This window comes from Flavobacterium sp. FlaQc-52 (genome assembly GCF_044007495.1).
GTDB lineage: Bacteria > Bacteroidota > Bacteroidia > Flavobacteriales > Flavobacteriaceae > Flavobacterium > Flavobacterium cupriresistens.
Map to the genome: position 1 here is coordinate 123,374 of NZ_JBIPCV010000011.1, position 16,251 is coordinate 139,624.

The window sequence follows — 16,251 nt, forward strand, 5'->3', positions numbered from 1 at the left end:
TATAGTATTTAAAGGATTAAACCAGAGCTTGTGATAAATTCTTTTCTTCACAAACAACAAACGCCTCTTTCATTATTATTATGGCAGCGTCAACTATTTCTTTAGTTGTAATTAAAGGCGGAACTAATCGCAATACGTTGTTATAATGACCTCCTACCTCAAACAATAATCCTCTGTGAAAACATTCTGTTCTAAACTCTTTCAAATACTCCGGGAAAGGTTTTTTAGAAGTTTTATTTTTCACAAACTCTACCCCTATCATCATTCCTCTTCCACGTACTTCTCCTATAAACGGATGATCCAATGCCAACAAATTCAATTCCTCTTTCAAATAGTCCCCGATAAAGTTTGCATAATCTTCAATTTTATATTTTTCTATAAAATCAAACGCCCCTCTGGCTGCAGCTATACTCACTTGATTACCTCTAAAAGTTCCAATATGTTCTGCTGTTTCCCAAGCCTCAATATCTCTTTTATAAATTAGTCCGGAAATTGGAAATCCGATTCCTCCAAAACCTTTTGAGAATGTAATTATATCCGGAACTGCTTTTGTATTCATAAATTCCAAAAATTTTCCTGTTCTGTAGAAACCACTTTGAATCTCATCAAAAATTACAATTACGCCATGCTTATTTGCTATTTTGACGATACGCTCCAAAAATCCTTTTCTTGGAACAATATTTCCACCTTCTCCTTGTATTGGTTCTAATATAATCGCTGCAGGAAGTGTTATACCGGAATGTCCTGTTTCCAAGATCCATTCAAAATGATTTGCACAATCATAATTACAAGTACTCTCTTCTTTATTAAATGGACAACGATAGCAATAACTATAGGGTACAAAATGCACATTTGGAATAAGTGAGGATATTTTTTTTCTGAAAAAAGTATCTGAGGTCACCGCCAAAGCACCGGAAGTCATTCCGTGGTATCCACCTGAGAAAGCAATAATACCATCACGACCTGTTTTTATTTTCGCCAATTTTATTGCAGCTTCAACTGCATCAGAACCTGTTGGTCCACCAAAACTAACTTTGTAATCTTCGCGAATCTCTTCCGGTAAATTGTTTAATATTTTTTGAATTAAAAAAAGTTTGTTTTCTGTTGGAAAATCCAATGCATGAACTAATTCTTCCTGTTGTTCTTTAACATATTCCATTACAAAGGCATTACTGTGCCCTACATTTAATACGCCACAACCTCCAAAAAAATCAATAAATTGATTTCCGTCTACATCTTCTACAATACTACCTTTTGCACGTTTTAAAGCAATGGGCATTTTCTTAGGATATGAAACAACACTACCTTCAATGTTTTTCTGTAATTCTAATAAAACTTTTGATTTTTCTCCAGGTAATGAAGATGAAATGATTTTTGCCCCTTGAGACAAATGATAATCCTTAAGTAATTCCATAATAATAAGTGGTTGTAATAATGAGTGGTTGTATTTAAATTATAAACATAGAATTACATCCAATGATCTGGTGAATCATTGAACTAATTCTAAAAAAATTAAAGAATGATTTTAAAAACGAAATAATTAATTCAAAAATAAAAGTATAGTCCAAAAATAAAGAGAAACAAATATTATTTAATTGTAATGTTATGCCAGAACCGAAGAAAATAAAATTTCCTGATCTACTATTTTGCCATAATTAAATTTTACTAATCGATCACAAAATTTATAATAAGCATCGTCATGTGTAATCGCAATTACGGTTTTTCCCTTACTCTTAAGCTCCGGAATTATACTTTCATAAAAATATTTTCGGAACTCCGGATCTTGTTCAGCAGCCCATTCATCAAAAATAAAAATCTCTTTATCTTCTAATAATGAATAGATCAATGCCATCCTTTTCTTTTGACCGCTGGACAAATTTTGAAATATTTTATTATTCGCCACATCTACCCGAATCACTTCTTCCAGTTTCATTTTATTCAGGAGTTCTGTCAGGTTTTCATTAGACGGAAGCAAATCAAAACCATCATAATTTTCAGAAAACAAATAATTATCTGAAAAAATACATGATATCATATCTCTGTAATCAGATCGATTCTCTCGATCAATAAGATTGGTATTGTTCAACAATATCTCACCTGATTTAGGTATATAAAGTCCGGATAATAAGTTGATAAAAGTACTTTTTCCACTTCCGTTTCCTCCGGAAATAAAAATGACTTCGCCTTTTGTTATTTCCAGATTGATCGGTTGAAGTTCAAACGTAACTACACCGTTAGGATCAATGTGTTTATAACTCAAGTTTTTTATCACTAAATTTTCAAAAACAGGTAATGGATTAGTCGAACTTGTACTTAAATCCGAGTCTTTTATACTTCCACTGGTAATTTCATTAAATTCATTAATCCTGTCAAATGCAATTTTAAATCCAATAATGTTTTTCATAAGATTTATAAAAATAGTTATTGGCCCCATTAAAAATAGAAAAGCAACCATGAAACCGGAAATAACAATTTGATCTAACTCAAAAATCAAAGGCAGCACAAAAAGCACGACACCGATTATCACATAAAAAAAATACTGCCCTATTAATTCATTTCCAAACGCTGCCAACTCAGCCTTAATGCTTAATTTGATTGCATTGTTACGATTTTTAACAATGTGATTAAAATAGATCGAATGACTTCTCTTACTGCTCATCTTAATGCTATTAAAACCATGCAAAAAATCGTTATAATTAGCCATAAAACTATCATCAAGATCTCGTTCTTCAGTCATACTATTCTCAATGGCTTCATTTCTCTTAACATAAACTAAAGCTAAAGCTATAATAATAATTATCATCATTACAGCTCCTTTCGGATAAAGCCAAAACATATATCCTATCCCTGCAATTATCATGATTATTGCATTAAAAAAAACGATAAAAGATTCCGGTAACGCTTCTAATGTACCTACATCCTGCATCGCAGTTCTAACTCTTGCTTCTCCGATTCGCAAATAGGATTCATAATTACATAACCTAAGTTTGTCTATAATTTGAAGTACCATTTCTTTACCAAAATTCAAAGTAACCTTAATCATGTACCTTTTAAAATAATAAGTCAGGACAAACGAAACAATAACTAAAACCAAATAAATCAACCAATCATAATCACTTAAAAACGGTAAAGGAGTACCGGCAACTTTATTACTGACAAGCATTAACAAACTACTACTCCACAATCCGTTTATTAAAGCAAATAATCCTAACAGTGGCAGGGCTACATTTAATTTTAATTTTAATACTTTCAGCAAAGTTATTCTTTCCAATGTTTGAATTTTAAATGGTTAATCTGGGTTTTATGCGATATTCCTGATCACAAATATATATCATAAAACAAGAAAAAACTCAATAAAAAACCAAAAAACCTACATGTTTTGACAATAATTAAAAAATAAAGCCAAAATACTGAATAATATTAATTATTAATAAAAAACAATACGTATTTAATTAATAAAATTGTTAATTAAAACATATTTCATATTTTTTTTAACATAATAATTCTGATTAAAAATTATTTTTATACATAAAAAATTACAAATAACACACTATTCTTACATATTTTTAAAAAATAACTCATAAATCCGCAACGAGAAACATAACAAACTCGCAATCAACAAAATGATTATTATTACCCAATATTTCTTTCTTTTTGATACATAAAACTCCCGATTTTTTTCATTCGTACGACTACTTAAAAATAGTTAACAATTACTAAATCTTAATGAATTTGGCTTTTACTTAAACCCTATTTTAATGCTATTGATCTTAGAATTGAAGTACTAAAAAGTTTAAACATTGCAGGGAAAAAATCCGAACTTTTTACGACTATAACGTTTGTTCTAAACTAGCAAATGTGACTATATTTCTAAAGATAATAATACAAATACTATATTTGCAAAACTCTCCCTAAAACATTCTTTTTTTGATACATCTTTTTTTTACAAGATTTGACAAACCAATTTCTTCTGATAATTGGTCCCGTTTACAAGAATATCTATCGCCGGAATTACGTAAAAAAAGTAATTCATACCGAAAATGGGAAGACCAACATGCGTTTGTCCTTGGAAGACTGCTGCTAATGGAATGTTTAAACGAAATAGGTATAAGTAAAAACGCCATACTTGATATAAAATACAACGAATTTGGAAAGCCTTTTTTAAATAACGATATTGATTTTAATATCTCTCATTCAGGTAATTTTGTGATTTGCGCCATTGCACAAAAAGCAAAATTAGGCATTGACATTGAAGTGATAACTCCTATTGATTTTAAAGATTACAACTATATTTTGACAGCAGAAGAATGGCAAAAAATTCATCTATCAGAAGATCCTCTGAAATCCTTTTTCAGACTTTGGACTATGAAAGAGAGTTTGATCAAAGCAGTAGGAAACGGTCTGTCCATTCCATTATTAGATATCACTATACATAACAATAAAGTACTATACGATAACAAGTCATGGAATCTGACTGAGTTAGTCTTAAGCGAAAATAGTTGCGCTAGTGTAGCAACAACCATTGCAAACCCAAATTTCCTTTTTTTTGAGGTTGATTATTCTACCGGTTTTAAAGAGAAGAAAATAATACAGACCAACATTAAGAAAGTCGAGTCGCCATTTTAAGCCACTAAAAACACAAAACGCTCTAGAGCTATGTACTATTTAATTGTTTTTTTAGTTACCATTTTCAATAAAAAAACTTTTTTACAAGACCTGAATTATTTTAAAACAATTTTTTAAAAAAAAGCCACTTATTTTTCAATAAATGGCATTAGTGCTAAATCTTTTAAAGTACCATCAAATATTAGTACGCATTTATTCTGACACCATGAGCCATATGAGCTATTTTTTGTGCCATTACTTCCGGATGTTTAAGAATAAAAAAGTGATCGCCTTCCAGTAACTCAAACGTACAAGGCGAAGATGTTTCATCTTTCCATGCTTTCATGTCGGTTAAAGTTGTTTTTTCTTCTCCTTCGCCGATTTCCTCTTTTCCCATGCAGATATGAATAGGAAAGGTAAACGGCTCCTCCATCACTTTAAAATTATAATCTTCAATAGCTTGAAAATCTGATTTCATTATGGGATAATACAACTCTAAAAGCTCTTTACATTCTAAGATCTCTTTTGGTAATCCTCCAATTTTTTCAACTTCCTGCCAAAACTCCTCTTCTTGTAATAAAGATTTTTTATTAGTAAACCGATTAAAGCCCGGTGCTCCCCTACCTGTAAAGAAAAGACATGTTGGCTGTTTTAACCCCAGCAGAATTATTTTTTTTGCTAATTCATATCCCAATAACGTTCCCATACTATGTCCATAAATTACATAACTGCAATCTTCGATAAGCGGAATGATTTGTTTGATAAGATCGTCTACTAATTCATCAACATCCACTAATAAATTCTCTTTAAAACGACCACCTCTTCCTGGTAATTCCAAGGTTACCCAATTTAAACTTTTAGGTATGTGTTTTTCAATACTGCTAAAACTATATTTATTACCTCCGGCAAAAGGAAGTGCAATAATTTTATTTCTATTATCTTTCATAATTTACAAACAGATGGGAATTTATTAAAATGAAGTTGGAATTTTCCTTTTATTTCTGTTTCGCAAAAATATAGTAAAACTTACAAATTATCCAATACAATTTATAAGATTTTGAATCTGTCCTTAATTTAGATTTAGTTTTCCAGCACCAAAGACAAAAGCTGTGAAGCAGAACAAAATTGAATGTGGAAATTTAGTTTATTAAAAAAACGTACAAGACATTTTTCATTTGAAATGACAAAATTGCAAGAAACAGGACTTGATGAATTGATACTATAAATGCACACCACTTTTGGCCTTGATACTTTCTTATTTTGCCACAGATTTGCTTCGAATGTCCGCTATAACAAAATGTCATTAAATTAAGATATTTTTCACGCAGATTCTGCTGATTCTACGGATTTTTTTATTCTATTCCGCTAAAATCAATGTGAGACTTTTTTTGACATTCCATAACTTAATGGAATTACGCTATAGCTCGAAAAACAGATTTTCGAAGAAAACAACGAAAAAAACTGCTAAATCTACTTGAAATGAAAAGAATAAAATGATTTTAGCTTTATGATTTTAATTTCACAATCACCTCAACATCAATATATTTAAAAATAAATCTTAGCTTGAAATATACTACACGAAGAATAAACACTCAAGAAAAAAATCCTTTAGTATTCATTCACAGCACAATTCGAGAACTACTGAGAAATACCACACAGCCAAAATTTAAATCATTAATTACGATACTCCTTAATCATTAAACACAATTTTAAATATCGTCCCTACTCCTACCTTACTTTCTACCATAATCTTTCCATTCATAGACTCGATTTGGTTTTTTGTAATGTACAAGCCTAAACCGTTTGCTTTTTCGTTTTTATGAAATGTTTTATACATTCCGAAAATCAAATTTCCATATTTCTCCAGGTCGATTCCTAAACCATTGTCTTTTACTGTGAATGTTTTTTTTCCGTTTTCAATGAAAAAATTAAATTCAACGATTAGTGGTTTTTCAGGATCTGCATATTTAATAGCATTGGTACTCAAATTTTGCAATACACTTTCAAGATATGCCGGATTAAAACGGACAACTGCCTCGGGGGAAACGTTATTTAGTATCGTAACATTATTACTCTCGCTATAGGCATTAACAATATTGAGTACCCTGCTTAAATAACTGTTCAAATTCAGCGTCTCAACATTGATTTCGGTATTGTTCTGAACATTTACAATTTGAGACAAATCTTCAATTGTTTTACTAAGATCTCCCGAAACCGCACGCAGGTATTTTATGGTTTCAACTTTATCATCAAAACTTTCTTCGGAATCGATCAGGTCCAGAAGTACTTTAAAATTACCTGCGTGCGCATTTAGATTATGAGATACGATATGCGAAAAATTCAACAATCTGTTGTTTTTCTCCTTGTATACTTCCAGCTCTCTCTTCAACTCCAGCTCTTTTTCTTTTTGAAAAGAAACATCACTGTGAGTTCCTATTATTTTTAAGGATCTCCCGGCAGCATCACGTTCTACTACCATTCCTTTACTAAGAATCCATTTGTATTTTTGATCAGAAGTCAGTACGCGCATAAAGTTTTCGAAGAAAGGAGTTTTATTATTAAAATGATCCTTCAGTGCTTCAGTGTATGCTTCACGATCATCCGGATGCATTATTTTATTCCATCCCTCTTGTGTATTAGAAATATCGGAAGCTTTCCATTCTAATATATTCAATGACTGTGGTGAGTAGCAAAACCTGTTCGTTTTCAGATCCCAATCCCAAATACCGGCATTTGAAGTCTCTAACATAAACTTAAAACGTTCTTCAGTTCTTTTAAGTCTTAATTCTTGCTCTTTAAACTCTGTAATATCTCTTATTCGGCCGCAAAATTCTGAACTTCCATCTTTATTGACCATTCGTTTTGAGGTCACTTTAAACCAGCTTAATCCGTTCAAAGGCAATTCTGCCCGAAACTCCACACTCCATTTTCTTCTTTTTTTAATTGCGTCAAACAAAGAGTTCACAACTAGTTTTTTATCCTCTTTATGAATTCGGTCGTAAATAGAAAATACGGTATCGGTAAACATCACATTCGATAAGACTTCAAACATTTCATAAGTTACATCATTTATAAAAGGTATGTCATAGTCGTTATCTGCCGAAATCGTAAATACGAAAAGAGCGTCCTGAATCTCATCAAATACTTTAGATTTAAAAATATTTGTGTTTGCTTTTTTCTTTGTATTGTAAAAATCAAATTCCATAACTTTACTTCTTTACGTTCTCTTTTCTCTTTCTGTTGATTGTAGTTTTTGCTTATGCAAAATTAGTACCGGACTTTAAAATTGTTGCTCAGACGGACATCTTCCAAAAAAAAATAAAAAATGACATGGCGTGTATAACCTAGAAAAAACAAACTAAAAAAGCCGTCTGTAACAACAAAAGTAAATCTCATAATACAGGAAGCCAGATGCCGAAAAAAATAATCCATTCTGCTGCAAATCCATCCTTATCTATAAAGTTCCAGCAACTGCGTCTTCCTGACAGAACAAATATACATGCAATAAAATCAATACTTTATAGAACATTGGACAGGTTGTTGTAGAATTATTACTACTGAAAATTCCTCATAAATTTAAAAATCAGCTCCAAAAAAAACAGGAGACTATACGCTCCTGTTTTTTAATAAGTATCTCAAAACCTATCTCCGGTCTGTGGTTCCTAATTCCTTTTAGCAATTTGTTAATCAGAATACAAATGAAAAAAATTGATTAAATCGGCCAGATTATCTATTTCCAGTTTTTCAAAAATTCTGTTTTTATAGGTACTTACCGTTGTTTTTTTTATGTTTAAATGTTCTATTATTTCCAGATTACCATAACCTTTAATTAAAAGCTGCGCCACTTCAATTTCTCTATTGGACAATACATCTAACGGATTTGTTGGTTTTTTTGAAATATAAGAATCCAAAATCCTGTCTTTAAGATTCTGCGTAATATATTTTCCGGACAAGATCATCGAACTAATGGCATTTTTCATTTCTTCTTCAGAGGTTTCTTTGTTCAGATATCCTGAAGCGCCTGCATTCAAATACCGCATTGCGTAAACATTCTCATCATAAGCGGAGAAGATTAATATTTTTATTTCCGGCTGGATTGTTTTTATTTCTGTTATGATGTTGATGCTGTTTCCGTCGGGAAAATTCACATCTAATATCAGTAAATCTATCCTATGTTCTTTTAAAATATCAAGTGTATCCTTAAAATTCCCCGCCTTATAAATTAAAGCATTCGAAAATAACTCTTTTATCATCAAAGAAACGCCCTGTCGAACCACAGTATGGTCATCAGCGACTAAAAAACTATAGTTGTTGGATGGTGATTTCATTTTCATTTACCTAATTTAGAATTATTTAAGCGCTTTTCTCTAACAAATTATCTTTTTAACTTTATACATTTAAAGTATACTTATCGGACCTTATTTTAAACCAAACTTATAAGCAGGTTAAAAATAATCTTAGTCCCCTTTCCTTCCTCGCTTTGAACGTCTATTTTTCCGTTAAACAATTCTACTATTTCTTTACATAAATTAAGTCCTAAACCTACTCCCAGATTGTTTACTTTATCTGAAACCGTTCCCTGATAATAAAGCTCAAATATATTTTTAAGATCATTTTTAGCAATTCCAATTCCGCTGTCCTCAATTTCAACTTTTAAATTCACTTTCTTATCCGAGGTTCTTTCAAGGTCTATCTTTACCTTTATCAATCCGTTCTCAGTAAACTTATTCGCATTACCGATAATATTATAAAAAAGCTGATGAATTTTTGCTGCATCCGAATTGACATCAAGTTCTAAAATCAGATTCGAATTCACTTCTATTTTATTGCCTTTGCTTTCAACCAGTGAAGTCATCGAATTCACAATCTGATGAATTTCCTCTTTAAGGTGAAATTTCTTTTTGTTTAGTTTAGGCGCATAATTTTCATCTTTCGAATACTCCAAAATCTGATTGGCTAAAAGAAGCAATGAGTTCGTAGTAAATTGTATCGATTTAAAAGTATCTTTTATCTCGGGATCTTTTATAGAGGAGCCAATCATTTTACTGTAAATCGAGATGATGCTTAAAGGAGACCTTATTTCATGACTGACCATCCCCATAATTCTATTCTTAAAATTCAGACTTTCATGAATCTTCAGCTGAGCCATTGTAAGTCTCTTTTCATATTGAAAAGCCAACCTTGTAAAACCAAAAAGTACAAGCGATATGATAAACATCAGCAGAATCAAAATTGCGATGGTATAATTCCTTACTATTTTATTCGAATCGTACTGCTTCTGCAACTGTTTTTGGGTATTGTCCTGAAGTACTTTCAATGAATTGTTATAATGAGGCATCACCTCAGCCTCTAAGTTCAGTAGTTCGTTATTAAACCTCTTTAGTTTAGCTTCCTGATCTTTTAAATTGTCGAATGACTTTTTTAAGTTTATAAACTGATTTTCGTAATATTTGTTAGTAGTATTAAACAGATTTGCAAATTGTTCTTCGATACTCCCGGTCACTATCTTATTATTATATTTCATAGTAACGGTGATCTTCAACTGCTCTTTTTGTATGTCAACTTTTCCGGCTAAAGCAGCTCCCAATCTGGAGAATAATCCTTTTTTAGACACACTGTCTATCGTCATATAAGAATCCGTTTTGATACTGTCTAAGATTTTTTTGTACTCAAACTTATTTAGTTTAAACGGTCGGGACAAATTATTCTTATCCGGATTGACCTGTGATTCAATTATTGAATCGATACTGGATTTTAGAGACTCCACAGAATGTTCGGACTGGTTCTTTTCCTGCAGCACCTTCATGAACTCTTTATTGTCTTTTGTAATTAAGCTTAAACTGTCGATCAAACGACTGATATCGTTTAAGCTGGCGGTGTACGCATTGAGCGATTCTTTGTCTTTATAAATACTATAATTATTAAAGCTTTTTTGAGAATCAACAAAGGAGTTGTTTATGTTGTTCGTAAAATGTGTTATTCTATTCAATGAATCCATAGAATTCATCGTTTTTGACATTTCCGAATCATTAGACGATTCGTTGTACCAAATAACTATTGCAGTTATTTGTAAAAAAATAACACAAGCTATTAAAGTATAGTGCATTATTTTTCTGTGTTTGAACTTTAGTCTAAAGAAACTAAAGGGGCTATTTTGGGGCTGTTTTCTAATCAAAATTTATATTTTAAAATGAAAAATAAAATAAGGAGTCAAAGAATCAAATCAATAACTCACACAACTTTTTTAATTAGGTATCGGAAGAACATCCTGAATGATGTACTACATTTTAAATAAATATTGTTCTATAGTCAAAATTAGCAGTCACTAATTCAATTTTAATACGGATAACAGATTTTACTCTCTCTAAGATACTGTTTCTTTGTTTAAAGAACAACAATATTTATCAGCACTAACTACAACACAACAGCTATTAAAAGAGATTTGGGGGATCTTTTTAATTGAATAAATAAACTTTATAGGATAAACATATTCTTATTCCGTTTATAAATATTTACTTATTTCTATTTTCTTAATAAAAAACAAAAATAGCATGCTGGGATTAAACCGACTGTAGAACATTCTGCAACAGTCTGTAGAACTTGTTCTACAATTTAATCATTGCTTATACTACAGTTTTCTTACTACAAAGATATTAATTTTAAAAAAATACGCCGGATTATTTACGAAATCGTTTGATATGGAACAAATCTAATGCCCCAACACTTAGATTCCCTCACATCTGGTGAATCAAAAAAAATATAAACTAAAGATATGAAAATTATGTAGTCAATTTACAGCATAATTTGAACCTATTTGTTTCAGGATTAACCCTCTTATTCTTTCTTATTGTATGTACGATTTCGATTCCACTCAATCTTCGTTTGGCAGATTCAAAATTTTTGATGCCTAAGCCATTCTAAGTAGCTTAAAAAAGAATTAAGTTTAAAAGTTGTGGGTTTTCTTAGCATAAACAAAAGAGACTTCTTGAACATATAACAGTCTCACTTATAACTTATAACATATGAGGTATCTTAAGAGAAATCCTGTCAGATAATACCTTTTTCAATAGCCAATTTAATGAGTTCAGGCGAAGTTTTTACCTGTAGTTTGTGCATGATATTCCGACGGTGTGTTTTTACGGTATGTTCGCTGATAAAAAGGATACCGGATATGGCTTTGGTGTTCATTCCGTCGGCAACGCATTTTATGATTTCTTTTTCGCGTTCCGAAAGCTCCTGCATGTTGTTCTTATTTAAGTTTTTTCCACGGAAATAATTAAACAGTTGCTCGTTGATTTTACTGTGAAAATAATTCTTGCGCTGACTAGTATCAATAATCGCCTGTACAAGCTCGGCTTTCGAAGCATCTTTTAGAATATAACCCTGGGCGCCTTTTTCGAGTGCGCTCTTAATTTGTTTCATGGATTGGTGCATGGTCAGCATTAATATTGGCACATCATACCCCTTACTTTTTAATAATTCCATGCTGGCAATTCCATCCAGTATTGGCATGTCTATATCCATCAGGATAGTGTCAATTGTAATCGTATCCAGGATAGACGGAATGGTATTTCCGTTTTTTGTATGCTCGACTATTTCAATACCATCTTCCGGTTTGAACATCGATTTTACGCCTTCGGCAAACAGATGGTGGTCGTCTACTATCAATACTTTTATCATAATCCGTAATTGTTCAGTTAGGTGATACTAAAAAGGCAAATCAATATTTACAGTAGTTCCGCTTGCCGGATTGCTGTCAAATTTAATGTCTCCCTGTAAATTGAAAATTATTTCTTTAAGGGTTTTGAGTCCCATTCCGGAAATTTCTTTTGATTTTTCGGTTACATTAAATCCTTTTCCATTGTCTTGTACAAGTATATTAATCAGGTTTTCATCATCGAAACAAGTCAGTAATATCGATAGTTTTGTGGCTCCTGCATGTTTCAATACATTACTAACGAGTTCCTGCACAATACGATATACAATTATTTCATTTTCAGAACTCATTTGTTCCTGACACATGGCAGCTTTAAACTCTACTTCAAGACCATTGACTTGTTGTAAATGCGCGGTCAATTCTTTTAAGGCCGGTACCAATCCGAAATTATCCGATATGCCCATATTGAGTTCATGCGACAAATTTCGGATATCGGTGCAGGCCTGATCTACCAATATAGTCAGCGTCTGATGGTTGGAAATACTCTTTTCATCGATTGCATTCAGGTTTACTTTTATGGTAGCCAGCAAACTTCCAAAATGATTGTGCAGCTCCCTTGCAATGCGTTTGCGTTCATTTTCCTGTCCCTGTACCATCGACTGGAGCGTCTTGGTCTCTTGTGTATTTAGCAGTTTTTTTATTTTTTCATCATGCTGATTGCGCTCATTATGGGCCATCAGCCTAGTGTTTTTAAACCGTTGTCGGAAATACAGTAACAACAATATGGCAAAAAGCAACAGAAAAACAGTCACAATAATATAAATCCGGTTGCTAAGTTGTCTTTTTTCCAGCAGTGCGATTTCTTTTTCCTTTTGAGTTACTTCAAAATCGGTACGAAGATTGGCAAGTTGTTTTGTTGCTTCGGTATTTTCGATGCTGTCTTTGTAAGCAATATATTGGGATTGATATGTGAACGCTTTCGGATAATCTTTCTCGACCTCATATAGTTCTGACAAAAGCAAAGCCGCATCTCTGATTTGCTCTTTCAGATCAAGAACTTTCGCCATATTGAGCGCCTTAAGCGTATGATTAATGGCTTTTTCAGTCTGTTTCAGTTCAGAATAAATGCGTCCCAACTGGTTGTGATAATCGGCCATACCAAATGTATCACCAAGTAAATCAAGCATTGTAATAGCTCTGAGAAGATCTTTTTCGGCAATAGCATATTTTCCTTGTTTCCAGTAAACCAATGCACGATTCCCTATGGTATAGGCCTTACCAATTTCAAGATCAATTTCATCAAAAATAGGTGCTGCTTCGTTATAAAGCGACAAAGCAGAATCGAGTTCGTTGAGCCTGTAATAACTAAATCCTGTATTGAGCAGGTTGATCGCCAATTGTTCTTTATTACCGTGGAGTCGTATGACGGCAATGGCTTTCTTATTATAGACAATTGCATTTTTGAAATCATTATTGGACATATAGGTATTGGCTATTTCCAGATAATCACTCGTTAGAAGCTTGTCGTTCTTATACTGTATTGCAAGATCAGCGCTTTTAAAAAGATTTTTTAAAGCCATTTTTAAATTACCCTTTAACCTGTATGCAACACCTATAGATTGATAGGCTTCAATTACATAAGTGAACTGCTTATCAATTGAAGCCATCTCCAACAATTTATTGGCATACAATAATACTTCGTCCGGCGAAGAAGAATGCGCAGCTATCTTAGCATAAATCCCCATTTTGGCCTTCGACGAAAGCGTATCTGTTTTAACCAACAGTAATTTAAGGCTGTCAGCTCTGGCCTGGTTTTGCGCCATGACTCCGTAGCTGATGCCAAACAATAAAAAACAAAAGATAGTCACTATCCTGCCTTTATTCATTTGAATGAAATTTAATAATTATCAGTTGCCTTGGTTCGCTCTCAATACAGGATCAATTAGTATCGGAAGACTCACTGTTTCACCCAAAACATTCTTAAACTCTATAACCGCCAAAAGATCAAAGGCCACGTTGCTATTTTGATTCGCTTTTTTAATATATACATCAAAACTTACCTGCTTATCAGTCAGTGAAGATGTAGTAATTATTTCATTATTATCATTAAGTATCTTAAATTCAGTAAAGTATATTTTGTGGTAAGAATAAAGACGAAGTGGTACAATCGTAAAAAAAATAGTTTCGCCTGTTTCAGTATCGATGCAAAAACTTTTTTCAGCATCACCCATTGCCATTAATCCCTGTTCACAAATAAATGAACTCTCACTGACATTCACTGGTGGAATAGACAAATCAAAATTAAATTCTTTAAAATTAGAACCCGATTCTTTAATAACACGATCTGTATCGATCTGAATAAAAATGTTTCTTGTTTTTTTCATGGCTGATTTATTTTGTAGGTTTATTTTTAACAAATCTAACTAGAAATTTCTTAGGTGTGATACCCCAAAAGAGGTATTTGCCAAAATATAGTACTTATTCGGTAATCTCCGTTACGAAAGCTTTTTTGCTTCACAAATAACGATACTGCTTTTGGTAATCTATTCCGTATTGTATTACTATAAAAAAGTAGCACTTAATTGCCCCGCTACCTACTATGGGGTATTAAAAAAAATCACTCTTTTGGCTTACAAATCAGGCTCATAACTTTCACAACTTTGTCATGTCTTCAAATCACATATATCGATAACTAAGACAAGGCGTAATCTGAAAAGCCTTCAACAGAGTAGGAAAACAAACCATATAAATTACAAAATCATGGGATTAATTAACATTTTAGTAGCAGTAGACGGAACGCAACTGGCAGAACAAGTTGCTAATGGCAAAATCAAGCCAGGGACCAAAACCTCACCAACTTCATTAGGAGCTTGGTCACAATCAGATGTGTATATTGCAATGATTTCACAACACAATAATGTTGTAAACAACGAAGGACAGTCTGAATTAAAAATTTCGGCGAATTCCGGCGATACCGTTCAGTGGGCAATGACCACATTTGGAAATAACGTAGATAATACCGCATTTTTGTATGCAGGATCATTTAGTCCTTCAGGTGCAATTCTTCCAAGCGGATTACTTTACTTTAATTCACAGACAGCAGAACATCTTCCAAATAACAGCGGTACTTTGCAAGAGTTTACCAACAATGTATATCTTGCTCAAGGTACAGTTATACAGGTTGGTGTAAAAATCCAGTATACCCTCTCATTTCAGTTGGTAAACAATGCTAATGGAAATGTAATAGGTTACTTTTCATGGGATCCATTCATCGATGTAAATCAGGGATAAGAATGCCCCTGAATCAAACCTTTATTACACAAAAAAACTTCAATTAGCACTAGCCAATTGAAGTTTTTGGTATTTAGAACGGGACTTCAACCCGTGCCACATAGTATTGTTTATTGAATTTTAAACCCGTCTGTCTATCCTTTTTTCCATCAAATACAATTTCTACTAGTAGCCTCTTAATAAATAGTTGTGCTCGATCTGACTTCGGGTTTTTGAAAACGGATACGGAATATTCATACTAAGCTGTTACAAAACCTTATAACTTTTGCAAGAAATTCACATTATTCTAATTCCGAAAATAAGGCAGAACTAGTTTGATTTTAGGTTAATAAAATCAGCCATTTGAATTAATTATTTTTCTCAGAAGTACTTTCACTAACCAAACAATCTATTACATCCATCAAATTATCTCTGGCAAAACTTACATCATTGTAGTTATTTGCTTTTCCATTATCAGATTTGATCTGCTCTAAACGCTCTTTTATGATCTTCAAAATTTCCCAGGTCGAAAATTCTTTAGTATTAGCGCGTCCTTTTAATGTTAGTTTAATCGTTATTTCTTCCTGTTCTGTTCCTCCAAAACCAACAACGTTTTTTCTCTCTATTAATTCTGCTGTTTCTGTGAAAAATTTCATATTTTTTTGCTTTTAGTTGTTATCCTTTTTTTATGTACACTATAAATTTAGCCTTTATTTTCA

The 16,251-nt window shown here is 32.3% G+C and carries 12 protein-coding genes; 2 read left to right on the forward strand and 10 right to left on the reverse strand.

The window, feature by feature from the left end:
- Positions 1-16: 16 nt before the first annotated feature.
- Positions 17-1,414 carry an aspartate aminotransferase family protein gene (locus ACHRV5_RS17520; RefSeq protein ID WP_047779051.1) on the reverse strand — a complete coding sequence of 466 codons (1,398 nt, stop codon included), beginning with the start codon at positions 1,412-1,414 and terminating at the stop codon, positions 17-19.
- A gap of 189 nt (positions 1,415-1,603) precedes the next feature.
- Entirely contained in the window at positions 1,604-3,271 is a 1,668-nt protein-coding gene (locus ACHRV5_RS17525) for a cyclic peptide export ABC transporter (protein ID WP_230002381.1), read from the reverse strand.
- Between the two features lie 656 nt (positions 3,272-3,927).
- On the opposite strand from ACHRV5_RS17525, the gene ACHRV5_RS17530 reads away from it, so the two are divergent.
- Positions 3,928-4,626: a 4'-phosphopantetheinyl transferase family protein gene (locus tag ACHRV5_RS17530; protein ID WP_395427628.1), complete on the forward strand. Its 699-nt coding sequence runs from the start codon at positions 3,928-3,930 to the stop codon at positions 4,624-4,626.
- A gap of 181 nt (positions 4,627-4,807) precedes the next feature.
- Here ACHRV5_RS17530 and ACHRV5_RS17535 read toward each other — a convergent pair whose 3' ends face one another.
- The 7 genes from ACHRV5_RS17535 to ACHRV5_RS17565 all read right to left on the reverse strand — a co-directional run bounded on the left by ACHRV5_RS17535 (position 4,808) and on the right by ACHRV5_RS17565 (position 14,646).
- Positions 4,808-5,551, reverse strand: coding sequence for a thioesterase II family protein (locus tag ACHRV5_RS17535; RefSeq protein ID WP_395427629.1), 744 nt, complete (start codon positions 5,549-5,551; stop codon positions 4,808-4,810).
- A gap of 744 nt (positions 5,552-6,295) precedes the next feature.
- Positions 6,296-7,810, reverse strand: a complete 1,515-nt coding sequence (locus ACHRV5_RS17540; RefSeq protein WP_395427630.1) for a PAS domain-containing protein — start codon at positions 7,808-7,810, stop codon at positions 6,296-6,298.
- Positions 7,811-8,288: 478 nt separating this feature from the next.
- Positions 8,289-8,939: a response regulator transcription factor gene (locus ACHRV5_RS17545; protein WP_047779047.1), complete on the reverse strand. Its 651-nt coding sequence runs from the start codon at positions 8,937-8,939 to the stop codon at positions 8,289-8,291.
- Between the two features lie 89 nt (positions 8,940-9,028).
- Entirely contained in the window at positions 9,029-10,711 is a 1,683-nt protein-coding gene (locus ACHRV5_RS17550) for an ATP-binding protein (RefSeq protein ID WP_395427631.1), read from the reverse strand.
- A 941-nt stretch (positions 10,712-11,652) separates the two neighbouring features.
- Entirely contained in the window at positions 11,653-12,285 is a 633-nt protein-coding gene (locus ACHRV5_RS17555; protein ID WP_395427632.1) for a response regulator, read from the reverse strand.
- Positions 12,286-12,312: 27 nt separating this feature from the next.
- Positions 12,313-14,148 (reverse strand): tetratricopeptide repeat protein, encoded by a 1,836-nt coding sequence (locus ACHRV5_RS17560; protein WP_395427633.1) that lies wholly within the window; start codon positions 14,146-14,148, stop codon positions 12,313-12,315.
- A gap of 21 nt (positions 14,149-14,169) precedes the next feature.
- A complete protein-coding gene (locus tag ACHRV5_RS17565; protein WP_230002386.1) occupies positions 14,170-14,646 on the reverse strand; it encodes a hypothetical protein in 477 nt (158 codons plus the stop codon).
- Between the two features lie 376 nt (positions 14,647-15,022).
- Here ACHRV5_RS17565 and ACHRV5_RS17570 point away from each other — a divergent pair, with 376 nt between their 5' ends.
- Positions 15,023-15,553: an AidA/PixA family protein gene (locus tag ACHRV5_RS17570; RefSeq protein WP_047779042.1), complete on the forward strand. Its 531-nt coding sequence runs from the start codon at positions 15,023-15,025 to the stop codon at positions 15,551-15,553.
- Positions 15,554-15,900: 347 nt separating this feature from the next.
- Here ACHRV5_RS17570 and ACHRV5_RS17575 read toward each other — a convergent pair whose 3' ends face one another.
- Positions 15,901-16,188, reverse strand: a complete 288-nt coding sequence (locus ACHRV5_RS17575; RefSeq protein ID WP_230002387.1) for a hypothetical protein — start codon at positions 16,186-16,188, stop codon at positions 15,901-15,903.
- Positions 16,189-16,251: the final 63 nt, after the last annotated feature.